Below are 23,288 nucleotides of genomic sequence, written 5' to 3' on the forward strand. Positions count from 1 at the left end.
TAATGGCTGTTTAACTTTTTTTCCTTTTACCAGCGAGTTCACAGGGTGTCTATGTCAGGCAATTCGCAGAAATCACGTTTGAAAGACCTCATTGCACGAGGCAAGGAACAAGGTTACCTGACTTACGCCGAGGTAAACGACCACCTCCCGGAAGACATTGCCGACCCGGATCAGGTCGAAGACATCATTCGCATGATCAATGACATGGGTATCCAGGTGTGCGAGGAAACCCCCGACGCCGACACCCTGCTCATGACCGAAGGTGACTCCACCGCCGACGAAGCTGCTGCCGCTGAAGCCGCTGCCGCCCTCGCCGCCGTTGAGACCGACGCCGGTCGCACGACCGACCCGGTTCGCATGTACATGCGCGAGATGGGTACTGTTGAACTGCTGACCCGCGAAGGCGAAATCGTCATCGCCAAGCGCATCGAGGAAGGTATCCGTGATGTGATGGCTGCCGTGGCTCACTTCCCGGGCACCGCTGGCACTGTGCTGCAGGCGTATGAGCGCATCATTGAGAACGAAGGCCGCATTAATGACATCGTCACCGGCTTTCTGGACCCGGACGACGCCGAGCCATTCATGGGCGAGGAAACCCCGGCAGAAAGCAGCAGTGACAGTGACTCATCCGACGACGATGACGACTCCGAAGAAGAGACCGAAAGCGGCCCGGATCCCGAAGAGACCCGCCTGCGTTTCGAATTGCTGAAAGAAAAGCTCGATGCCGCCCACGAGGCACTTGAGAAGCACGGCCGCGGCGACAAGAAAACCCAGGAAGCCCTGAACGAGCTGGGACAGGTATTTGCCCCCTTCAAGCTGGCCAACAAGGCATTTGAGGAACTGGTTAACGTTGTTCGCTCCACCAACGACCTGGTGCGCGAAAATGAGCGCGCGATCATGAAGATCTGCGTCCGTGAATGCAAAATGCCCCGCAAGGATTTCATCAAGTCTTTCCCGGGCAATGAAGTCAGCCTGGACTGGGCCGAAAAGATTGGCAAGAGCAAGAAACCCTACGCGTCCGCCATCAGCGAGCGTATTGACGAGATTGTGCGTCTGCAAAAGCGCATCCATAACATCCAGACCGAAGTAGATCTGGAAGTTTCCGACATCAAGGAAATCAACCGTCGGGTTTCTATCGGCGAAGCCAAGGCGCGCCGCGCCAAGAAAGAGATGGTTGAAGCCAACCTGCGCCTGGTTATTTCCATTGCCAAGAAATACACCAACCGTGGCCTGCAGTTCCTGGACCTGATTCAGGAAGGCAATATCGGCCTGATGAAGGCGGTCGACAAGTTCGAATACCGTCGTGGCTACAAGTTCTCTACCTACGCTACCTGGTGGATTCGTCAGGCCATCACCCGCTCCATCGCAGACCAGGCCCGCACCATCCGTATTCCGGTGCACATGATCGAAACCATCAACAAGCTCAACCGCATCTCGCGCCAGATGCTGCAGGAAATGGGTCGCGAACCCACACCGGAAGAGCTTGGCGAACGCATGGAGATGCCGGAAGACAAGATCCGCAAGGTCCTGAAGATCGCCAAAGAGCCGATCTCCATGGAAACCCCGATCGGTGATGACGAAGACAGTCATCTCGGTGATTTCATCGAAGACATCCAGGCGCTCTCGCCGGTGGACTCCGCGACCGCAGAAGGTCTGCGGGAAGCCACCCGCTCGGTACTGGCCGGCCTCACAGCCCGTGAGTCCAAGGTACTGCGCATGCGTTTCGGTATCGAGATGAACACCGACCACACCCTGGAAGAAGTCGGCAAACAGTTCGACGTCACCCGGGAGCGTATCCGTCAGATCGAAGCCAAGGCCCTGCGCAAACTGCGTCACCCTTCCCGTTCCGATCACCTGCGCGGCTTCATTGACGACCAGGGCAACGGATAACACCGCAACAACAGTAGCGGGCGCCACCCCTCACCGGTATAATGGCGCCCGCTTTGTTTCCCCTCCGGGGCGACCTCACAAAGCAAACCTTAAAACAGCATTCGCTGCATAAGGGCCTATAGCTCAGTTGGTTAGAGCAGAGGACTCATAATCCTTTGGTCCCTGGTTCGAGTCCAGGTGGGCCCACCATTCATATCAGATACTTACCTTAGAAACAGCCAGGCTGACTCTCCAGCACCGGACACCACTTTTCTGCAACGTCGCACAGTTCGGAATAGGCAGTCACGTAATAGTCTGCTAAAACTATAACGGTCTATTCAAAAAGATTGGCAGTCAAAGGCACCCCAAGCTCATGGATGAACTGCTCCCTCCCAGCCTGATAAGACTCCGCCATATTGCCAGGGACATCACCGACCAGGTATTGGTCCCGGAAGCGCAAAAGGTGGACGAAAACGCACAGTGGCCGAGCCATGCCTTTGAGGCACTGGCACAGGCTGATCTGATGGGACTTCATGTGCCTAAAAGGTTGGGCGGTCACGAGCAGGGACTGCTTGCACTCGCTGCAATCATCGAAACCCTGGCGCAAGGGTGCAGCTCTTCCGCCCTGTGCTACGCCATGCACTGTGTCGGCTCCGCCGTTATTGCGAGCAAGGCCACCAGGTATCAGCAGGACAAATACCTTGTCCCCATTGCAGATAACCGACACATCACCACACTCGCCCTTTCGGAAGCCGGCACCGGTGCTCACTTTTATCTGCCGCAAACACAGTTGTCGCGAGTCGATGGCCATTTCGACATCCACGGCACCAAACAGTTTGTAACCAATGGCGGACATGCTGACTCCTACGTCATCTCCGCCCAGGTCAGTGGCCAGACCACAGGCGGTGGTGACTTCAACTGCCTAATGGTCGACCGCGACACTCCAGGCATCGGTTGGCTGCCGGACTGGCGAGGTCTCGGCATGCGTGGCAATTCATCTCGCGGCATGCAACTCGATCAGGTTCGGGTTCCCACTGACAACCTCCTTGGAGAGGAGGGAGATCAGATCTGGTATGTGTTTGAGATCATCACCCCGTACTTTCTTACAGCCATGGCGGCAACCTATACCGGGTTGGCTCTGGCATCGCTCAACCAGACCATCGACCAGATCAGCCACCGCACCTACGCCCACGCCGGTGATGGGCTGGCCGATCACGATGTCATCCAGTATCGCGTTGCCCAGATGAAGATTGCCGTCGACAGATGCCGCGCCCTGCTATACCGGGCAGCCTATCTCGTGGATCAGGGACACCCTGAGGCACTGACCCAGATCATGATGGCCAAAGCTGACTCGGCGGATACTGCCGTATACGTGACAAACGAAGCCATGAGCTGTTGTGGCGGCAGGGCCTACCGGGATAACGATGCCCAGGCGCGCCGCCTGCGTGATGCTCGGGCAGCGCACGTCATGTCCCCTACAACCGACCTGTTAAAACTGTGGATCGGTCGGCAGGCTTTGGGAATGCCACTCCTCTAGATGGGAGGACGACTGCGTGGTTGGATTTGTACTGATCCTCGAGCCGGCCAATACGGCCTCATCGCATCGTGACACACTGACGGAGGCACTCCAGGACTCCTCCGTCCCGCTGTATGTCTGCGGGAACCTGACCGGAGCCAGAGAATTACTGGAGAGGGAACAACAAAACGGGAATGAGCTGCTCCTGGGTATTCTGGATGCAGGCCTGACACAACCACTGGTTTGTGCCCAAACACTGGCCCCGATAGCGCCTTTGGCACATTGGAGCTTTGTGGGTGTTGACGAGCACTCCCCACTCACTCGCCAGATCCACTCTCCCTTTAGCCGAATGGGCAAATACTGCTCAGCGGAACGCTACCTTTCTGCGCTGAACATTCAACAGCGGCTGGAAGAAAGCCAACAACGGTACGATCATCGCGATCGACTCGCCAACATAAACAGACAGCTCAGCGTGTCGCCCAAAGACCCTCTGCGGGAGTTGAAACGCTTTACCCAGTCCACCGACTTTCTGACCCACCTTTTCGAGACCGCTAACGAGGCAATGATCGCGACAACTGTCGACGGCACCGTTGTCCAGTGGAACCTGGCGGCAACACACCTTTTTGGTATCGACAGCGACAAGGCGATCAATCGGAATGTCCGGACGGTTGCTTCCGATCAGTGGCATGACCAGTTGCCGGTAATACTGGCGCAGACCCTCAACACCCCCGAAGGCTACATGACAGCGGAGTTACGATGCCGACTGAACTCAGGTGCTCTCTGCGACGTAGAATTGAAACTGGCTCAAATCAGGGACAGGCAGGACAATACCCTCGGCCTGTCCCTGTTCGTCAACGATATCAGCGTCCGTAAACGCGCCCAGGCCGCCCTGAACATTATGAACAAGCACCTGGAAAAGCTGTCCTTCCAGGACGGACTGACCGGCGTCGCAAATCGGCGTCGTTTCGACGTAGCCCTTGAACAGGCCTGGTCCGAGGCTCGCCGGCAACAGGCCCCCGTCAGCCTGGCCATTTTCGATCTGGATCATTTCAAGCGCTATAACGACTGTCTTGGGCATCTTGCAGGGGATGAGTGCTTGCGTAAGGTAGCCGAGATTCTGTCTCAGACCGTTCGCCGTTCCAGCGATATGCTGGCACGTTATGGAGGAGAGGAGTTCATTCTGTTGCTGCCCCACACCGGATATCAGCAAGCGAAAACCTTATTGCTTCATTGCCAGAAAAGGTTGGCGCAAGAGAACCTCCTGCACCCGGATTCACCAGTGGGCCATCAGATCACCTTCAGCTGTGGCATTGCCACAATTATGCCCGATTCCGACGATCCCACCTCACTGATTCAGGCGGCTGATCAACAACTCTATCGCGCCAAACAGGGCGGGCGTAATCGCATTTGCACGGATCACGACGGCTAACGAAAAACGCCCCTCAGGGAGGAGCGTTTCCGTTATTGACGCATTCGAATACAACAACACCAAGCTGCTGGATCAAGTCTGCTTTCTAGCCCAACGACCTTTAAGACCGATGGCAAACAAGCCAAGACCCAGCAATGCCAGCGTACCTGGCTCGGGCACCGTGACCGTATCGCCTATGGGAGCAACGTGACTGATGATCAGCTCCTCGCCATCCGGCAGGTTGAAACCAGCACTCACCAACGCAGAGTCGATGACCGCCCAGTCCAGACTTTCGTTATTTTCAAACAGTCCCCACCAGGTAGAGTTCTTGATCATAAAGTACTCGGTCGGGCTGTCCAACCCGAATCCGATGATGGAACTACTTCCATCCACGAACTCGTAGGAGACATCCTCTTCCTTGACGCCATAGGTTGTGTCGGTCCCTAGCACATTATTTATCCAGCACGATTCCACCGACTCACTACTGCCACTACCACAGAATCCCAGTGAATTGAGGTCGTTGGTTTCCGCTGCAAGAGGGTCGACATCCCCAACATCAACGCCCCCGATCATATATCCCCATGCGGTACCGGCAAGCGACATAGACGCCACCAGCACCAAGGATTTAGAGAACGTTCTCATAGTATTTCTCCATTAAACTTCGCCTGTTAATGACAATCGTTCAAACAGACTTCTTCCTTATTTGGACGCCTTACGCCTAATCAGCCAAGGTCCGGGTTTTGGATAATCAGCCCTTAATCCGAATCTGGCCTCTTCGAATGAGCAAGCACAAGCCACGCCAATGACATAATTTTTATATAAAACATATAGTTGAATAACACTCAGCGGCCTCATTTACGCCAGCCATATTCACAACTGTAAATTTCGTCGACATTTTTGGATAATCAGCCGCAATCCGGCTAAAAGGAGCTGGCCATGAGGCCACAGGTATTGGGCAGCCAGCTTCTTTGCGTCAGTTTTATTTACAAACCTGTTTACCATGTACCAATTGCCAACCACATCACAAAAACACAACAAAAACTGATTTCATGGCTTATTGGAATCCACCACGAATCCCATAACCGTGCCGGCTTAATCGCGAATTGACCTACCCCCGACACCTCCAACGTCGCCAAAGCCAAACCTTTGGCCCAATCAATGGGCCTACTATCCCAACCAATGATAAAGCGGTCACAAGAACCGCAACGACTCACAATAACAACGGAGTACTCGAATGAATGGCTCTCCCTCTTCCAGCAGGGGACCGCTGTATATAGCGGCTCCAGCTATGATTATCCCCAGAACAGCCCTCCTTGCCCTGATGGCCATCGGCATCGGCCTGACAGGTTGTGGCGGCGAAGAACAAACCATACGGGACACAGATAACAGCCCTGGTGAACTTTATTTCAGCTACCCGGCCGCTGACCAGGCAGCCGTTCCCGTCACCACCCCGGTTTTCATGCGTTTTACCCGGGCCTTGTCATTGGATGAGAATAAGCTCTCCCCGGACATGTTGCGCCTGGAAAGCGACCAGGGGGAGATGGTCACCCTGACCGATCTGACCGTGACGAGCGGCCAGCAAGGCATTGCCGCCCGACCACAGCAGCCTCTGAGACCGGGCACCCGCTACACCCTGGTCAACAACGGCCTCGCCACCAGCATGGGCGAGATTACACTGCCGGATGGTGGTATTTCTTTCACCACAGCACCCGCAACCCGAGGTCCACTACTCGATCGTACCGAGGGCAATGGCTTTCGGGTTGCCCGCATGATTCCCAAGGGGACCGATGCCTACCCGGCAACCGACATCTCGGTACTGCGTATCCAGTTCACCGAGCCGGTGAATGAGCAGACTCTGATCTATGGCGAAACCATCAGCCTGCTGGATGCCAGCAACACACCTGTACCTGCAGAAATGTACGTTCAGGGCCACCGGGTTACCGTCGATCCGGACGACGATCTGGATCCGTCCCAGACCTACACCATCAGCCTGACCGAGGGTATCCGCAGCACCATTGCTGACGCGCCCCTGGCGTTGCCACCAGAAGCGCCGTGGACTTTTACACCATTGGACTCGACCTCTCCGAAGGGTGTCCGCGAACGCATGGCCCAGACAGCCACGACCGATACCGGAAAGCTCGCGCTGTCCGGCGAAGACTATAATTCAGTACAACTGAGCTCTCTGTTACTGGGCGACAGCAACGCCACCACCGCGACCGGTACCGTATTCGCGGAGCTCGGTTTTATTCCGAAGTTCGAAAACGCCGGGCAAAGCGTGCCACTGCGAATCGGGCGGGGCGCGCTGATGACCGGGTCTGATGTGGTCGTTAACGTGGCCGGGGCGCTGCCTGCAGGCTTCTCATCGGAAGCGGTGGAAGTCCGCTTCCTGTCCGATGCCAACGGCTTCCTGATGAAGAACCCGTACACCGACAACGAGAACGCCCCCCGCCTCGTCGAACTCTACATCGATATGGCACTGAATACCGGCAACACCATTGCCAACGCCGCCCTGGGCCAGGAACTGCTTCACGTGCACCTGGTCGGGACCGCCATGGTGGAGGACGGCGCCCTGAGTATTGAAGCTGTGGGTGTCATAGAACCCGACGTCATGGGCGTGGATGTTGCCTCGGGACTGATTTCCTTCCGCCTGGAAAGCTATCGCAACCCGGACGATGCCCCCTCCGAGGCCAGCTTTGCGGATAATAAAGCACCAACCATTAAAAGCTGGGTGCCGGGCGAGGACAATCAGGACAAGGTTCGGCCGGGCGACCCTGTTATCGTCTATTTTTCCGAGCCGGTGCTGCCGGGGTCTGTGTCCCGCGAAAGCATTTCCCTGATAAAAGATGGCGTGGAGCAACGATTCACCTACTCACTGAACGGCTCGATTCTCTCCATTCAGCCTACATCTCCGCTGGCACACGGTGCGCGCTACAGCCTGCTGCTTAACGGAATACAGGATCTGTCAGGACAGGGCCTGACCGCCCCACAACTTGATTTCGAATTATCCCCTACGTTGGACGGCACCCCGGCCGACCAGTCCCCTATCGCCCTGACGACCTTACCGGGGTTCCCCTGTGCCAAGGATTCGGTCGACACTGCCGGCGGCCACCAGGGGCGATGCTCCGGGGGCAAGGCATCGGATGACCTATTGCCGATTCCGCAGCACCCGGGAAACCAGCCCATTGCGGTTCGCTTTTCCCAGAACATCGACCCGGCAACCATTATCGCCGGCGATTCGCTGACGATTGAATCCTTCGAAGACGGCGGATGGACACCGGTGCCAACCAATGATTACACGCTCCAAACCGGCCCGAGACATCTACTGATCACCCCAATGGTGGGCTGGAGTGAAAACACACTGTATCGCTACACCCTTAACGCCAACACGGCGATTCGCTCAGCAGCCAACCTGCCCCTGCAAACGCAGATCCTGACCCAGGGAACCCGTGATCAGGACAACCGGACATTCGGCGGCCAGCCCCTGGTGAACTACTTTACCGCCACCAAACCGCTGAGTGACCGTGTCGCCCTTCCCCTCAGGAACCTGCCTGCAGCAGACGCCAACGCAGACCTTGCGTATCAGTCGGGCCTCGAAGCCGGCTCCGTTTCCGGAGAAAGCATCCCCAATGCCGCAGGCCTGAGAGCAACGGGCGTCAGCGCCATCAATGAAGAGACACTGGTACAAGGGGCCAACATTGGCTGCGCATTCGCTCTTGCTTGCGAGAAGGACCAGTACATCTACCTGAGCGCCATGCTGGACACCCTCGTGGCCGGTGACACCGATGACAATGGCGACATCCCCGTTGATATATTGCCCTCAATTCTCGCCACCACTTCGAGCAGCGTATGGGCTTTTATCGATACCAGCTTTGTTGATGCCTTCCCCGATTTCGTGTTGAGCGTGGATCTCAGTGAAAACGAGGAAATACCCACCGGACCGATGCTCATGCGCATCCGCTACGATGAAAATGACGACGGCCATTCCGTAGCGCCAAAAGGCAGAATCCGTTCAGACGAAAACGGTGACCTCACATTCGAGACCACCCTGAACGTTTACCTCGATGCGCCCTACCTGAACCCCAGCATCGGCCCCGCCAATCTCGGGCACAATCTTCGTAGTTACCCGATTGACCAACTGGTTCTAAAGGGGCCTATCACGTTCCTGGAGGACGGCAGGATGCAGATTGCGCTCGATAACGTGGAGGCGGTCCCGATCGATGTCGAAGTGACAGGACAAATCGATATCACTGCCGAAAATACCGGCGGTATCTGCGGGAGCATTCTGTTCCAGTGGTTGTGTGAAGGTATTGCAAACGAAGCGATTGATGCCAACACCCGCATCCACCTGGAAATCCCCGCGGGCCAGCTACGCCTCAATTACATCTCCCCTTATACCCAACACTAGGCAACTTCCCATCCCGAAAACGCAATAGAGGCCAGCTCCCGCTGGCCTCTATTGCATGAATCGGACACAAAATCTCGCACTCACTCACACATTTCCAACAAAGTCTGTCAGTTATGACCTCGCATTACCTTCCTTACTGGTCAATGATGGGGAAGCACAAAAGTGTTCTTTTCGACGAGCATTCATGTCATTGAAGCCAACGTCCCAAAAAGACAAGGTCGTTACACTCCGAAACAGTTTTACCAGTATCCATAATTGTGACCAGGCTCATCACCTCAGTCACATGAACATGACAGACAAAAATAACAGGAGTCACATTCATGTCCGGTTCCCACCGTTTCGCAGTACGGGCACTTACGCTTGCCGTCGCCACCACCTCCGCAGGCTTTGCGGGTATCGCATCCGCCAGTATGGGCAACCTCGGCACTGCCTACGGCATCATGCCCGTAGATGTCGCGACCGCCCAGTCACTGTCCATGTTTAACGACCAGGTCTCCGCCACCTACTACAACCCGTCCTATCTGACGACGGACGAACGTGGCGAGCTGACCGGCGGTATTCTCCACGCCGAGCAGGAACTTCGCTCTGCCCGCTCAGATGCGGACGGCGATATTGTGTCCGATTCCCCCAGCCAACACGTGCTGCTCGGCATGAAAACCAATCTGGGTTCGCTTACCCGTTTCGACCACCCGATTTACCTGGGCTTTATTGTTGGCGTTGAGAAATACGGCAAGGAGATGTTGGCATTTTCTTCAGAAACATCTGAGACAGGCCAGTACCTCCAGTACGGAAAAGAACCTCTGTTCCTGAACGTCGGTGGGGCAACCCCACTCTGGCGGGGCATTTCGGGTGGTTTCTCGGTTCGAGTAACCCTGGAAGCCGAGGCCCAGCTCGACGCAGTATCCACTCTGGGCGGTGAAACCAGTCGCGAGCAACTGGCCGTCAACGCCGAGCCGTCGCTGAAATCCATCCTTGGCACCACCATCCGGTGGGGCGAAACACTGTGCCCTGACAGCGATTGCTTTCTGGATGGGTGGGAAAGTGCGCTTACCTATCGCACCAAATCATCTGCCTCAACGGCGGTAAACTCCAACATCATCGTGACCCAGACAATCCCGGACCCCGGTCTCAGCCTGGCCGTGGCAACCATCGACTCCTTCCAGCCTGAAACATTTGGTTTCGGTACCCAGTACAAAGGCGATGGCTGGCGCGTTGGCGGTAGCATCGAGCAGCAGAACTGGTCTGAGCTGGAAGATGAGTTTGCCGGCGACACCATCCGCGACCAGGAAAGCGTCAGTTCCGGTGACCGCATCCGTTTTGACGACATCCTGATCCCTCGCATTGGTGCGGAGCTCGACCTTGGCGAGCACTTTGCCTTTCGCGGTGGCCTGGCGTACGAGGAATCGCCTCTCAAAACCACGCGCAACCCGGAACTAAACTACCTGGATACGGACAAAATCGTAGCCGGTGTTGGCATCAGCGCAACCTATAAGCGCACCCGCTTGCTCGCGTACCCGGTACGGCTGGATCTTGGCTACCAGTACCAGCAATTGCAGGAACGGGATTTCACCATCGTTGACTTTGACGGCAACGAGCAGGAAGCCACGGCCGATGGCGATATCCATGTAGTCAGCGGTTCCATTACCCTGAAGTTCTGAGGAGAGGTCTGCCATGAACTACAAAAATACATTGGCACTGTTACCCGCTGCGATCCTTGCTGCCTGCGGCGGCGGGGAGACACAGTCCATAAATGAGCCGACGACGCCAGGCTCGGTTGTATATTCCTACCCATCCGATGGTCAGGGAGAGGTCAGCCCGAAGTCCGACCTGGTATTGCGATTTTCCCACGCACTGTCCGATGAGGATGTTGCCAGCAAGATCCGCATTACCGGTGGTGGCAGCGAAGTTGCTTTTTCAACCGAAGGCGTGGACGGTAATCGCAGCCTGAAAATCTCCCCGCAGGGCGAACTGGAGCCCGGCACCGAGTACACCATTGAATTCGCCGAAGGCCTGCTGGCCGAGGGCAACCGTATTATCCGGACACCCAACGCCGTTGGCGCCGCCGGTGTGCAATTCTCCACCCGTGGGGCACTCAGCGGCATTGCAGGGCTCGATAACCTGAGTTCCAGCTTCGACGTGGCAGAGATGATTCCGGCGCCTGGCACAGTGTTCAGGCCCATGGACATCTCCACCTTCCGCCTGCGCCTCACCCAAACGGTGCACCCTGAGTGGAAAGAACTGGGCGGCATTATCGAGATGACCGACAGTAACGGTGACCAGGTGCCCGCTAAAGTTCTGGTCAAGGGCCGCCAGGTCACTATTGATCCCTGCATACCAGACACTCCGGAGCTGTGTGGCCGGGATAATGATTTCCTGACCCCGGGCGAAACCTACACCGTGTCCATCAGCAATCTGCCCGGCCTTAACGGCGGTGTGCTGGAGAATTTCAGTGAAGAGATCACGCCGCGCGATACCGGCCCGAGAGTCGTTCTGTTCCAGGAAGTCATTGATTCCGGCCTGAATGCGGGTAGTACAGAAACCGACGCGCGCCGCTCGAAACTGAACGGCCAGATCATTAACGGCGTCACCCTGAACTCTGTTCTACAGGGAACCGCTGGCCCGTCACAGCAGACCGGCGGACTGTTCGCCGAACTGGCATTCGCACCGGCCTTTGAAGCCGACGAACCTTTGCCTCTGCGCGTGCCCAAAGGCAGCCTGCTGAACAGCAGCAGCCTGGACGTACGCATCAATGGCACAGTGCCCATTATCGACCCGGACACCGGCGGCATTCAGCAGACTGGCAACATCAAGGTCACCATGCTGTCCGATGCCACCGGCTATCTGATGCCTAACCCCTATACTGACGACCAGAGCGCGCCCCGCCACGTCAAGCTGTTCATGGACGTGTCCATGAACACGGAGGAAGAGCAACCGAATGCCTCTCTGTCCCAGGACCTGCTTGGCGTTGAACTGACCGGTATTGCGCTGGTGGAAGACGGCACGCTGACCATCGACGCCATCGGCATGGTCGAGCCCAACCTGCTGGGTCAGGAAGTCACCGACTCCACCATTGCCTTCCGCATCGAAGCAGCTACCGACTCCACCTCCCAGCTCGACGCGGCCGATCAGCGGGACGAGGAACTGGAAGACCTGACCGGACCACAACTGGTCAGTTGGATGCCAGGGCCCGAAAACGCATTTCCCGAGACCCGACAGGACATGCAGCGTCCGGGCGACCCGGTGGTGCTGAACTTTGATGAGCCACTGGATGCCGACTCCGTTCCGGGAAATGTCATGCTTTCCAGCAGCGACGGCGATGTCGCCAACCTCAGGACCAAAGTGGACGGCACTGTGCTGGTGATAAACCCGGAAGGTGGCCTGAAACATGGGGTGGACTACACCGTGACCATAAATGGTGTAACGGATATCTCAGGGAACCCAGCCAACATCCCCGCCCTTAAATTCAGCCTGCTGGACATTGGCGAAGAAGGTGGGGTTACCCAGCGATCTCCGATTGCTCTGACAACCTTTCCTGGCTTTCCCTGTTACGTAGACCAGACCGATACACCGGTCGATCTGAGCGCCGGCACTCATGGGCAATGTGCAGATGCCGCCTCTAATGGCCCGCAGGGACAGGTACTTCCGGTCACTACCATCCCCAAGGATCGTCCGATCGTGGTGGTCTTCTCTCAATCCATGAATCTGGATTCCGTTCGTCTTAACGAGACCTTTACCGTTGAGAAGGTGGATGCCAGTGGCGCCGTGGAAGGCAGCGTCGCCGGTCGACTGGAAAAGAACAATCAGCGCATCCGCTTCTATCCTGATGAGCCCTGGGAAGTTGGTGGATTCTATCGTTACACCATGAGTTCCATCGCTGAAGGAGAGTGCACGGACGGCGCCTCAGACAACTTCATCTGCGGTGAGAACGGCCTCGCCTTCAAAACCGACCTGCTGGTGGACCCTGAGAGTATCGGCGGCCCTGATATGGAGATTTTCTTCCGCGGCGTGGAGACAACCGAAATGGTGTTCACTCCTCTTCGCAACCTCCCCGTCAGGGATAGCAACTCCAACTACGAAATTGACTGCCCCACGCTTGCCGACACTGACTGCAACCTGGAGCCATTCAATCACCCGGCCGATGGCGAAGGCGGATTCCTGCCCTCGGAGAACGCCGCGCAATTGGCGGTGGTTGAGCTCGACGAGAATGGTGACGTCGTGTCAGAGAAGGAGGCCAGTGTTCTCAACAACTCCGCCGGCGCCAGCGTGGGCTGTCCCACCGACGAATCCTGCCCTGAGAACAAGTTCATTTATCAGACCTACGGCCTCAACACCGAGGTCGTGGGTCCGGAGCTGGATGCGAATGGCAATAAAGTCGGCGTGAAGATCCTGCTCTATCCGACCATGCTCCCGACCACGTCTGCAAGCGTTTTCATCGACGGCCTCGGTGAGCAGGTCACCGGCCCTCAGGTCTTGCGGATGACCTATGGCGAGCCCAGCGAGGACAATCCCCTGGGGCTCGTGGAGGGTTCCATCGTCGAGGGAGAGGACGGACGCCCGAAGTTCGAGGCAAAGGAGGTCAATCTGACTCTGGACGCACCTAACCTGGCTCTGCCGGACGGCGGGACCTTACTCTCTCACAATCTCTACAGTTACCCCATCTCACTGGAACTGGAGGGACCAATTACGTTCTTCGACGACGGGCGAATGCAGATTGAACAAAGGAACCTCAATACCCCCGAAATCATTGTCGAAGTGAATGCTGACCTGTTGATCGTTGGCGACCTCATAGACTGCCTTCTCGACCCGGTGAGCTGTCTTGACCCAGCGGGTCAAATCGAGAGTGGCGCCATCAGGATTCCCCTGATTATCCCTGAAGGAGGCATCTACCTGAACTTCCTCTCCAACCCAATCAAGGAGATCCCGGCGCAGTATTGATCACGGGACTCACCCGCACTCCAGGCCAGCCTTCGGGCTGGCCTTTTTTATGGCCGCTTCTGCCAGATCGGGCTTTTCCCCTCGCGCTCATTTCCTGCTAATCTGGTTGCCTGTTGAAACCACCCCGCTTGTTGCTGCACCTAACTTAATAAAAAGAGCCATTCAGGAGAGACCCATGGAAAACGGCACCCATTACCGCACCTGCCATTTGTGTGAAGCCATGTGCGGCGTGGCTATCGAAGTCAAGGATGGGCACATCGCTTCCATCAAGGGTGATGAAGACGATCCGTTAAGCCATGGCCACATCTGCCCCAAAGCGGTCGCTCTCCAGGATCTGCACGAAGACCCGGACCGCCTGAAAAAACCGATACGCCGAACAGCCAACGGCTGGCAGGAAATGGACTGGGACGAAGCTTTCGACCTGGTGGCCGATCGTCTTCACAGGGTGCGCAAGGAACAGGGCCGCAACAGCATCGGGGTGTACCTGGGCAATCCGAACGTTCACAACCACGGGTCACTGGTGGCGACCATGCCGTTCTTGCGGGCCATTGGCAGCCAGAACCGGTTCTCTGCCACCTCCAACGATCAACTACCCCATATGCTGGCCAGCCTGGAAATGTTCGGGCACCAGATCCTGTTTCCGATTCCCGATATCGACCGCACCGATCTGTTTATCTGCATCGGCGCCAACCCCATGGCCTCCAACGGCAGCCTGATGACGGTGCCGGACGTCCGCGGGCGACTGAAAGCCCTGAAAGGTCGTGGCGGGAAAATGATCGTGGTGGATCCGCGACGTACGGAAACTGCCAAATTGGCCGACGAGTTCCATTTCATCCGCCCCGGCACTGATGCACTGCTGCTGATGGCCATGGTGCATACCCTGTTCGATGAGGATCTGGTCAACCTTGGCCACGCGGAGAACTGGACCAAGGATGTCGACCTGCTGCGCCTCGCGTCCCTGAGCTTCACCCCGGAGGCGGTCAGCCCGCACACAGGACTGGAAGCGGATTCCATCCGTCAGCTGGCACGACAGCTGGCCACCACACAGAAAGCTGCGCTTTATACCCGCATGGGTACGAGCACCCAGGCCTTCGGGGGCGTGGCCACCTGGTTGGCCTACTGCCTGAACATCCTGACGGGCAAGCTGGACGCCACCGGCGGAGTCATGTTCACCCAGCCCGCAATCGACCTGGTCGCCCTTGGCGGATTGTCCGGCCAACAGGGGCATTTCGGCAAGCGCTACAGTCGTGTGAAAAAGCTGCCGGAATTCGCTGGTGAATACCCCGCCAGTACCATGGCGGATGAGATGCTGACACCGGGCGAAGGTCAGATCAGGGCATTTGTTACCGTCGCCGGCAACCCGGCGCTGTCCAATCCCAACGGCGGTCGGCTGGAGCAGGCCCTGGAAGGGCTCGACTTCATGGTGTCGGTGGATTACTACCTGAATGAAACCACCCGCCACGCAGACGTGATCCTGCCCCCCACGGCTGCCCTCGAACGCAGCCATTACGACCTGATTTTCAGCATGTTTGCGGTGCGCAACTTCGCCAAATACAGTGATGCCCTGTTCGAGGCCGGCGAGGATACCCGCCATGACTGGCAGATCCTGCTGGAACTGGCACACCGACTGGAGAAGAAACGTAAGGGCGGTCGCCTGCCCCTGCGCGCTGAACTGGGTTGGCGGGCGTTCAAGCAGGTTGGACCCGACCCGATTCTGGACCTGTTGCTACGCTCCGGACCCTATGGGGCAGATATTGGTCCGGCCCGAGGGCTGGTACAACCGACCATCGATCTGGTCATGGACATCCTGCCCGATCGCCATCCGCTCCAGGGCATTGCCAAACTCAGCCCTCTCAACCGCCATTGGCAGGACTTGCCCAAGGGGTTGTCCCTGACAGCGCTGCGGGACAACCCTAACGGTGTCGACCTGGGCCCCCTCAGGCCCTGTATGCCCGAAAGGCTGTTCACCCGTGACGGCAAGGTAAATCTCGCGCCAAGGCGCTATCTGAAGGATCTGGACCGTCTCCACGAGGTTCTGGCCCGCCCTGCCACGGATGACTTGCTGATGATTGGCCGCCGCCATGTACGCAGCAATAACTCCTGGATGCATAACAGCCAAAGACTGGTCAAGGGCAAGGATCGCTGCACTCTCATCATCCACCCGAGAGATGCCGCGCGCTGCGGACTTCAGTCCGGCGATTCAGCGGAAATCGCCTCGGACTCTGGCGATGTATCCGGTAACATCGTGCTGCCCGTTGAGATTACCGAAGACATTATGCCCGGTGTGGTCTCTGTTCCCCATGGCTGGGGCCATCATCGTCCGGGCACCAGTCAGTCCGTGGCATCGGCCCATGCCGGGGCGAGCATTAATGACGTACTGAGTGACCAGCAGGTAGACCCTCTGGTGGGCACGTCAGTCCTCAACGGCCAGAAGGTTAAAGTGAAGGTCTGGCGTGCGGAACGCCAGCGCAAACGCGCCTGATAAAAACGAGGATTAGCCTATGCCCCTGTGGCTCCAGTGGACACTGATTATTGCTGGCCTGATCGCCATCGCCGTGCTCTCGGCGTTCATCGTGCGCCAGGCCAGGCTACTGAAGACAAACCGCAGGCGGGCAGACAAGAACCGGGCGTTCCAGTCGGAACGCCGGCAATCGATGGTGGAAAGCATCCAGGTGATTGCCCTAGCGGTTGAAGAGGATCAGGTCGAATACTCGGAGGCCTGCCTGCGGCTGAAAGGGTTGCTGGACCACGTAGCCCCGGAATTACTGGAACAGTCGCCTTTCCGGGTCTTCCAGGAAGTCTACGCCCAGATCCAGCACATGCCGACGCACAGGGCGCGCCAGGCTACGGACACCCGCTTTATCGAAAAGATGGACAAAGAACGCCTTGCCATAGAAGAAAAGCACGCGGACGCTATCCGTCGTGCGGCAACGGCCCTTCGACATCACACCTTCTGACGCCACCCCATACTCCCGCGAATTTAATTTGTAACATTTTGTAACCGGGGCACACCAACACCAGGGGCATTTAACTTTGGAAATCAATACATTCCAGTGTTTCAAAATTGAAACAGTCGGCCTGACAGCTATTCGCTACCAAGGTTGACTTTTAATTTCAAGCTCATCGTCTAAATTTAAAGACAAGGTAGTCCCAACCAATCTCTGCGGACACCTTACGTTGTTTTCTCCTGATAAGTTTGGACGACTCTGCAACAAGCGGGTGAGCTTGCCGGCCCTTGGGCCGGCTTTTTTATAGTAAATTCAAGGGGCCATCATGCCAGCCATGGCCATGACACTGGCTTTATTGCCGACCAGCCTGTCGAACTGCTCTTCTACAGCGGCCTGATCCAGCCCCAACGATTCATACATGGTGCGGGGTACTTCCTCGCCGCCTCCCAAAGCGACGCCACGTTCTGCGAGCAACTGACGCCCCAGCCATAGCAACCTGGCATAGACGGCGTGTTCACCCTCGTAGTCCGGGTTTTTCTGGTAACGAATCGCCAGGACCACCTCATCGGGCATTCCCCAGTTCTGCATCAGCTCGGCAGCTATCTGCTCGCGGGTTATTCCCAGAAAATATTGTTCGGTCACCGCGGGGTCCATGTTCGCATTCACTTCCAGTGAGCGACACACGAGCTTGAAATGGGGTGGAAAAACCTGAGCCAACACCAGATAACCAAAGTTGTGTAACAGTCCGGCCAGATACGCCAGACCGGATACGGGGCGCTCTCCACGGGGCATCATCGCACTCAGGATGCTCGCGGCCTGAGCCTGCCAGATGGCCTGCTGCCAGTAATCCACATACCCTTCCGGATGGTCCTTTGGTTTGGCAAGAGCCCGGCCGAGGGCCAGCCCCATTGACAGATTCATCACCAGATCGAATCCCAGCACCCGTGAAACGGCATCATGCACCGATCGAACCTGTCCTGCCGCAGCATAGAAGGACGACGAAGCCCAGCTCACGATCTGTGCCGCCAGACTGGGGTCACTCTCGACAATATCAACCAGGTCCCCCATCTCCGCATTGGGATTTACACGCAAGCGAATAATACGCTGGGCAGTCTCGGGAAGTGGTGGCAGCTCGAGCGTGTCTTCCAGGCGCTGATGGATTCTCAGCCCGGTGAATTTCTTGATGGCAGAATGGAGCTGATCCAGGTCCTTCTCCGGGTAATCCAGATTGATCCGGATGCTTTCCGGAGCCACCGCAAAATCCGCCCTTTCAGCCTGAGCGGTCATCGCACGAAAATCCTCACTCGGCATCACCATGGCCAGGTCTTGCGACCCGAGAACGATGGCAATGGCCTCAAGGCTGTCCACGCGATGGTCCACAATGGTGGGCCACCCGGTCAGCGACGGCAACGCCGGCAACTCGGCCAGCCCTGCACGCTCCCTGACTCTCAGCTGCTCACGACGCTTCATCACCCGCAGATCCCGCCCAAGCTGACGATTGAGCGAGTTGATATCGAGAAGGTCATCATGCCGGCATATGGCCTGCACGTTTCCCTGATCGTCACTGAGCAACACCATTCTCAGCAACTGGTCACTTTCTGCCTGACGCATATCCCACAGGGCCACACCCCCCGCGTTGTCGCCCAGCGCTTCCCGGACCGAAACCGGTAATTCCATGGTTATTCCCCAATGTCTGGCGTGCCATCTCGTGACACAATGACTTTAGACGTCGCCGTACCGAATTCTCTCACCCAGCCAACGACGAATCAGGCCACCGACTACTTCGGGTTGCTTCATCAACCCCGGCGCCATTTCACGGATTGGCTCAATCCAGCCCTTGTCACGCTCGAAATCAGCCAATCGAAACTGCATCATGCCGGTTTGGCGCGTTCCCAGTACCTCACCCGGCCCACGAATTTCCAGGTCTTTCTCCGCGATCACAAAACCATCCTGGCTGTCCCGCAGGGCCTGCAACCTGGCTTTACCATTCAGGGACAGTGGCGGGTGATACATCAGCACACAGAAACTGGCCTGCTCGCCCCGTCCTACCCGACCACGAAGCTGATGCAACTGCGCCAGCCCGAGCCGCTCCGGGTTTTCAATAATAATAAGCGAGGCGTTCGGAACATCCACGCCAACCTCGATGACCGTCGTTGCCACCAACAGGTCCAGCTCACCATGCTTGAATCGGGTCATGACCTCGGCTTTTTCCGCCGCTTTCAGGCGCCCGTGAACCAGGCCAATTTTCAGGTCCGGAAGGCGTTCCGACAACTCCTGGGCGGTTACCTCCGCTGCCTGGCACTGGAGCGCTTCGGATTCTTCAATCAGTGTACAGACCCAATAGGCCTGGCGCCCCTCCCGGCAGGCGTTGCGAACGCGCTCGACCACATCGTCCCGTCGGCTATCGGGTATGGCGATGGTTTCAATAGGTTTTCTCCCGGGCGGCAGCTCATCGATCACCGAAGTATCCAGGTCGGCATAGGCGCTCATGGCCAGGGTTCTCGGAATCGGCGTCGCGGTCATGATCAGCTGATGAGGGGCAAGGGACCCACCCACCCCTTTCTCCCGCAAAGCCAGGCGCTGATGGACACCAAAGCGGTGTTGCTCATCGACGATCACCAGGGCCAGACGGTTGAACACCACATCGTCCTGAAACAGGGCATGGGTGCCAATCGCCACCGTCGCCTCACCGCTGCTGACCTGCTCCAACGCTTCCCGCCGGGCCTTGCCCTTGACCTTGCCGGACAGCCAGGCCAGACGAATACCCAGTGGCTCGAGCCATTCCCGGAAGTTCTGGTAATGCTGTTCCGCGAGAATTTCGGTAGGGGCCATTAACGCGACCTGAGCCCCCGCGCCTATGGTTTGCAACGCCGCCAACGCGGCCACCACGGTTTTCCCCGAACCAACATCCCCCTGGACCAGGCGCAACATCGGCAACGGCTGACTGAGATCCTGGCGGATCTCACCGACAACGTACTGCTGGGCTCCGGTCAGGCGGAAGGGCAAGGCATCCAGAAAGCGTTCCACAAGGTCACCGGCGGGTAACAGCGGCAAGGCTTCCCGCGCCTGAATCTGCTCCCTGACCTGTAACAGGCTGAGCTGGTGGGCCAGCAACTCTTCCATCACCAGCCGTTGCTGGGCCGGGTGCCTGCCTTCCATTAACAGGTGAACCGGGGCATTGGCGGGAGGCGAATGCACCAGCTCTACGGCCTCCGTTATACCGGGCAGTTGATAGTCCGACAGCAAGGCCGCGGGCAGCCAGTCTCGAATGGGATAACGCTTCAGATAGGACAATGCCTGCTGGCACAGGGATCTCACCCGCGGCTGCTGGATCCCTTCTGTCAGGGGATAGACTGGTGTCAGGGTCGCCTGACCTTCCGCCGGCATGGGGGGCGGATTGATCTGATACTCCGGGTGGTAAAACTCATAGCCGGCCCGGCCGGGCCGGACTTCGCCAAAGCACCGCACCCGGGTGCCTTCAGTCAGCTGATTTTTCTGAGCCGCGTTGAAATGAAAAAACCGCATTACCAGGAAGCCGCTCTGGTCCTTCAGAGTCACCTGCAGGCTGCGGCGGCGCCCCATGACCAGATCGGCTTTCATCACCTCGCCTTCCACCACACCGACATCGCCGATGCGCAGGTTTCCCATGGGAATAATCCGGGTACGATCTTCGTAACGGTGGGGCAGATGAAACAGCAGATCCTGCAGGGAATGTATCCCCAGCCTGGCCAGCCGGTCCGCCAGGGCGCTTCCTACGCCCTTGAGTGTGGTGACCGGAATATCATCCAGTGAGGTCATGGCAGGCCTCAGGCGCTGACTGCAATGGCCGGGGTATCGGATTTTGCCTTTTCTATGACGCGACACTGACTTGCTGCCAGCGACAGTACATCAATGGCTTTCGGACGCGGGAACGTCACCCTCCAGGCCAGGGCCACCGTGCGAAACGGAACCGGCGGGGCGAACGGTCGAACCGCCAGAATGTCTTCGTGATACTGCATGGCGGTAGCCGCTGAGAGTGGTAGCACGGTAATACCCAGCCCGGAAGCGACCATGTGGCGAATGGTTTCGAGGGAGCTGCCCTCCGTGACCAGTGCCGGGGACGCCGCACCGGCATGACGGGTGACGGCCTCCACCAACGGAGGGCAGGACTCCAGTACCTGGTCCCGGAAACAGTGGCCAGGGCCAAGAAGCAACAGCTGCTCCTTAGCCAGTTCTTCTGCTGTCAGGCTTTCTTTCTCCGCCAGCGAGTGCCCTGCAGGCAGAAGGACCACAAATGGCTCGTCATACAGCGGCAGGGTTACGACTTCCGGCTCTTCAAACGGCAAAGCAATAATGATGGCGTCCAGTTCGGAATGCCGGAGTTTCTGACGCAGGTTGGCTGTATAGTTCTCTTCGATGAACAGCGGCATATCCGGCGCGGCGCGCCGCAATTCAGGCAGAAGGTGAGGAAACAGGTACGGACCAATGGTATAAATGGCACCGACTTTCAGCGGAGAGTTCAGCTGGTTCTTGCCGTCCTGGGCCATGTCCTTGATAACGCCAACCTGATCCAGAACGCGCTGGGCCTGCTCGATAATACGCAGACCGGTTTCGGTGACCCGGATACTGCTCTTGCTACGTTCAAACAGGGGAATGCCGAGCTCGTCTTCCAGCTTCTTCACCGCCACACTCAGTGTGGGCTGACTGACATGACAGCGCTCGGCGGCGCGGCCAAAATGCCTTTCCCGTGCCAGGGTAACAACGTATCGTAACTCGGTGAGAGTCATGGTGAGCTCCGGTCAGGGTTTTTCCAGGTCAAAAGTTCGTCCAGGTCGAAGTTCTGTGTGTTTGAAATTCCCGTTGGTTGATACGCCAAAGCATAAGGATTGAAATTGTCTATGGCAATCACTGAAAGCAATAAACAGCCACGAATTCTCATCGCCGGCTGTGGCAAGCTGGGCGGCAGCATTGCCTCATTACTGACCGAGCAGGCCGAAGTGTTCGGGCTCAGACGAAACCCGGACCGGATACCCGCCGGCATCCATCCGCTGGGAGCCGATCTTATGCAGGCAGACCAGCTTAAGGACGTTCTACCCGACCGGCTCGATGCCGTGGTCTATTGCCTGACCCCCTCCAGCTATGATGAGCAGGGCTATCAGGATGCCTATGTGAACGGCCTGAACAACCTTCTGTGCGCGCTGTCGGGACAGACACTCCAACGTCTGATTTTTATCAGCAGCACCAGCGTCTACGCACAGGATGATGATAGCTGGGTCGATGAATCCAGCCCAACGAAACCGTCTCGTTTCAGTGGACAGACCATACTGACCGGCGAGAAGGTCGCTCTGGAGAGCGGATTCCCCAGCACCATTGTTCGCTTCAGCGGGATATACGGCCCTTCTCGCCGGCGCTTCCTGGACGCCGTAGTCGCCGGCAACATGGATCCGGTCAGCCCCGGCCCATTCAGCAACCGCATTCACGAAGTCGATGCCGCCCAGGTCGTGGTCCACCTGATCAACAGATCACTGAACGGGGAAACGGTGGAAGACTGCTATATCGCCAGTGACTGTGAACCAGTCCGGCTCGATGAAGTGGTGCACTGGGTTCAGGCACAGTTGCCATGCTCGGCGCCAGGCGCGGATGCCCGCAAAGGTGGGCGGGCCGGTAGCAAGCGGTGCAGTAACCAGCGGTTGCTGGACGCCGGTTACCGCTTTCGCTATCAGGATTTCCGGGCAGGCTACCGGGAAATGATTACCGAGCGCCCATAAAAAAAGCGGCCAGTTCAAGTGGCCGCTTTCTTATCGCTGTTGGTACCGGGCTTTCAGCTCAGAACCATCACCGCTTCCATTTCGATAGGCACGCCCTTGGGCAGGGCCGCCACTCCAACAGCGGCACGAGCCGGGTACGGCTCCTGGAAATACGTTGCCATAATTTCGTTGACCGTGGCGAAGTTGGCCAGGTCTGTCATGTAGATGTTGAGCTTGACGATGTCTTTCAACTCACCGCCACCGGCTTCGCATACCGCTTTCAGGTTCTCGAACACCTGACGGGTCTTGGCCGCGAAATCACCGGCCACCACTTCCATGGTTTCCGGTACCAGAGGAATCTGGCCCGACAGGTACACGGTATCGCCGGCCTTTACTGCCTGGGAATAGGTACCGATTGCCTGGGGGGCATTCTCGGTCTGGATAATGGATTTATTGGTCATGACCTCTGGGTTCCTCTCTT

Annotated in this window: 14 protein-coding genes and 1 tRNA gene; 10 read left to right on the forward strand and 5 right to left on the reverse strand. The window is 57.5% G+C overall.

Annotation, left to right across the window (positions count from 1 at the left end; genetic code table 11):
* The first annotated feature begins 51 nt into the window (after positions 1–51).
* The 4 genes from rpoD (at position 52) to Q0Y21_RS17050 (ending at position 4,814) form a co-directional block, all read left to right on the forward strand.
* On the forward strand, positions 52–1,890 hold the full coding sequence (gene rpoD, locus Q0Y21_RS17035; protein WP_297798026.1) for an RNA polymerase sigma factor RpoD: 1,839 nt from the start codon (positions 52–54) through the stop codon (positions 1,888–1,890).
* Between the two features lie 112 nt (positions 1,891–2,002).
* A tRNA-Ile gene (locus Q0Y21_RS17040) sits at positions 2,003–2,079 on the forward strand.
* 163 nt (positions 2,080–2,242) lie between these two features.
* Positions 2,243–3,406 carry an acyl-CoA dehydrogenase family protein gene (locus tag Q0Y21_RS17045; protein WP_297798027.1) on the forward strand — a complete coding sequence of 388 codons (1,164 nt, stop codon included), beginning with the start codon at positions 2,243–2,245 and terminating at the stop codon, positions 3,404–3,406.
* Positions 3,407–3,422: 16 nt separating this feature from the next.
* The gene (locus Q0Y21_RS17050; protein ID WP_297798029.1) at positions 3,423–4,814 is read left to right on the forward strand and encodes a sensor domain-containing diguanylate cyclase; all 1,392 of its coding nucleotides are present in this window, start codon (positions 3,423–3,425) and stop codon (positions 4,812–4,814) included.
* 72 nt (positions 4,815–4,886) lie between these two features.
* On the opposite strand, the gene Q0Y21_RS17055 is transcribed toward Q0Y21_RS17050, so the two are convergent.
* Positions 4,887–5,435 carry a PEP-CTERM sorting domain-containing protein gene (locus tag Q0Y21_RS17055; protein ID WP_297798031.1) on the reverse strand — a complete coding sequence of 183 codons (549 nt, stop codon included), beginning with the start codon at positions 5,433–5,435 and terminating at the stop codon, positions 4,887–4,889.
* 646 nt (positions 5,436–6,081) lie between these two features.
* On the opposite strand from Q0Y21_RS17055, the gene Q0Y21_RS17060 reads away from it, so the two are divergent.
* From Q0Y21_RS17060 to Q0Y21_RS17080, 5 genes are all read left to right on the forward strand, one after another.
* Positions 6,082–9,198, forward strand: coding sequence for an Ig-like domain-containing protein (locus Q0Y21_RS17060; RefSeq protein WP_297798033.1), 3,117 nt, complete (start codon positions 6,082–6,084; stop codon positions 9,196–9,198).
* 320 nt (positions 9,199–9,518) lie between these two features.
* A complete protein-coding gene (gene aupA / locus Q0Y21_RS17065; protein ID WP_297798035.1) occupies positions 9,519–10,856 on the forward strand; it encodes an alkane uptake protein AupA in 1,338 nt (445 codons plus the stop codon).
* A gap of 13 nt (positions 10,857–10,869) precedes the next feature.
* Positions 10,870–14,133, forward strand: a complete 3,264-nt coding sequence (locus Q0Y21_RS17070; RefSeq protein ID WP_297798037.1) for an Ig-like domain-containing protein — start codon at positions 10,870–10,872, stop codon at positions 14,131–14,133.
* Between the two features lie 175 nt (positions 14,134–14,308).
* Positions 14,309–16,615, forward strand: a complete 2,307-nt coding sequence (locus Q0Y21_RS17075) for a molybdopterin-dependent oxidoreductase (protein ID WP_297798039.1) — start codon at positions 14,309–14,311, stop codon at positions 16,613–16,615.
* A 19-nt stretch (positions 16,616–16,634) separates the two neighbouring features.
* Complete coding sequence (locus Q0Y21_RS17080) at positions 16,635–17,090, forward strand: DUF2489 domain-containing protein (protein ID WP_297798041.1); 456 nt, start codon at positions 16,635–16,637, stop codon at positions 17,088–17,090.
* A 303-nt stretch (positions 17,091–17,393) separates the two neighbouring features.
* On the opposite strand, the gene Q0Y21_RS17085 is transcribed toward Q0Y21_RS17080, so the two are convergent.
* Genes Q0Y21_RS17085 through Q0Y21_RS17095 form a run of 3 tightly spaced genes read right to left on the reverse strand, consistent with a single transcriptional unit; the run spans position 17,394 to position 21,847 of the window.
* Entirely contained in the window at positions 17,394–18,758 is a 1,365-nt protein-coding gene (locus tag Q0Y21_RS17085; RefSeq protein WP_297798043.1) for an HDOD domain-containing protein, read from the reverse strand.
* Between the two features lie 45 nt (positions 18,759–18,803).
* Complete coding sequence (gene recG, locus Q0Y21_RS17090; RefSeq protein WP_297798045.1) at positions 18,804–20,879, reverse strand: ATP-dependent DNA helicase RecG; 2,076 nt, start codon at positions 20,877–20,879, stop codon at positions 18,804–18,806.
* Between the two features lie 8 nt (positions 20,880–20,887).
* Positions 20,888–21,847 carry a hydrogen peroxide-inducible genes activator gene (locus tag Q0Y21_RS17095; RefSeq protein ID WP_297798047.1) on the reverse strand — a complete coding sequence of 320 codons (960 nt, stop codon included), beginning with the start codon at positions 21,845–21,847 and terminating at the stop codon, positions 20,888–20,890.
* 111 nt (positions 21,848–21,958) lie between these two features.
* On the opposite strand from Q0Y21_RS17095, the gene Q0Y21_RS17100 reads away from it, so the two are divergent.
* Entirely contained in the window at positions 21,959–22,828 is an 870-nt protein-coding gene (locus Q0Y21_RS17100; RefSeq protein ID WP_297798049.1) for an SDR family oxidoreductase, read from the forward strand.
* Between the two features lie 53 nt (positions 22,829–22,881).
* On the opposite strand, the gene Q0Y21_RS17105 is transcribed toward Q0Y21_RS17100, so the two are convergent.
* Positions 22,882–23,268, reverse strand: coding sequence for a RidA family protein (locus Q0Y21_RS17105; RefSeq protein WP_248185376.1), 387 nt, complete (start codon positions 23,266–23,268; stop codon positions 22,882–22,884).
* Positions 23,269–23,288: the final 20 nt, after the last annotated feature.

Origin of the sequence: uncultured Marinobacter sp., assembly GCF_947259545.1 — a bacterium.
In the GTDB taxonomy this organism is placed as follows: Bacteria; Pseudomonadota; Gammaproteobacteria; order Pseudomonadales; family Oleiphilaceae; genus Marinobacter.

Excerpts from the sequence above, each read along its gene's own strand:
- rpoD (WP_297798026.1), top strand. The coding sequence starts at position 52 with ATGTCAGGCAATTCGCAGAAATCACGTTTGAAAGACCTCATTGCACGA.
- Q0Y21_RS17045 (WP_297798027.1), top strand. The coding sequence starts at position 2,243 with ATGGATGAACTGCTCCCTCCCAGCCTGATAAGACTCCGCCATATTGCC.
- Q0Y21_RS17055 (WP_297798031.1), bottom strand. The coding sequence starts at position 5,435 with ATGAGAACGTTCTCTAAATCCTTGGTGCTGGTGGCGTCTATGTCGCTT.
- Q0Y21_RS17060 (WP_297798033.1), top strand. The coding sequence starts at position 6,082 with ATGATTATCCCCAGAACAGCCCTCCTTGCCCTGATGGCCATCGGCATC.
- aupA (WP_297798035.1), top strand. The coding sequence starts at position 9,519 with ATGTCCGGTTCCCACCGTTTCGCAGTACGGGCACTTACGCTTGCCGTC.
- Q0Y21_RS17070 (WP_297798037.1), top strand. The coding sequence starts at position 10,870 with ATGAACTACAAAAATACATTGGCACTGTTACCCGCTGCGATCCTTGCT.
- Q0Y21_RS17075 (WP_297798039.1), top strand. The coding sequence starts at position 14,309 with ATGGAAAACGGCACCCATTACCGCACCTGCCATTTGTGTGAAGCCATG.
- Q0Y21_RS17080 (WP_297798041.1), top strand. The coding sequence starts at position 16,635 with ATGCCCCTGTGGCTCCAGTGGACACTGATTATTGCTGGCCTGATCGCC.
- Q0Y21_RS17085 (WP_297798043.1), bottom strand. The coding sequence starts at position 18,758 with ATGGAATTACCGGTTTCGGTCCGGGAAGCGCTGGGCGACAACGCGGGG.
- recG (WP_297798045.1), bottom strand. The coding sequence starts at position 20,879 with ATGACCTCACTGGATGATATTCCGGTCACCACACTCAAGGGCGTAGGA.
- Q0Y21_RS17095 (WP_297798047.1), bottom strand. The coding sequence starts at position 21,847 with ATGACTCTCACCGAGTTACGATACGTTGTTACCCTGGCACGGGAAAGG.
- Q0Y21_RS17100 (WP_297798049.1), top strand. The coding sequence starts at position 21,959 with ATGGCAATCACTGAAAGCAATAAACAGCCACGAATTCTCATCGCCGGC.
- Q0Y21_RS17105 (WP_248185376.1), bottom strand. The coding sequence starts at position 23,268 with ATGACCAATAAATCCATTATCCAGACCGAGAATGCCCCCCAGGCAATC.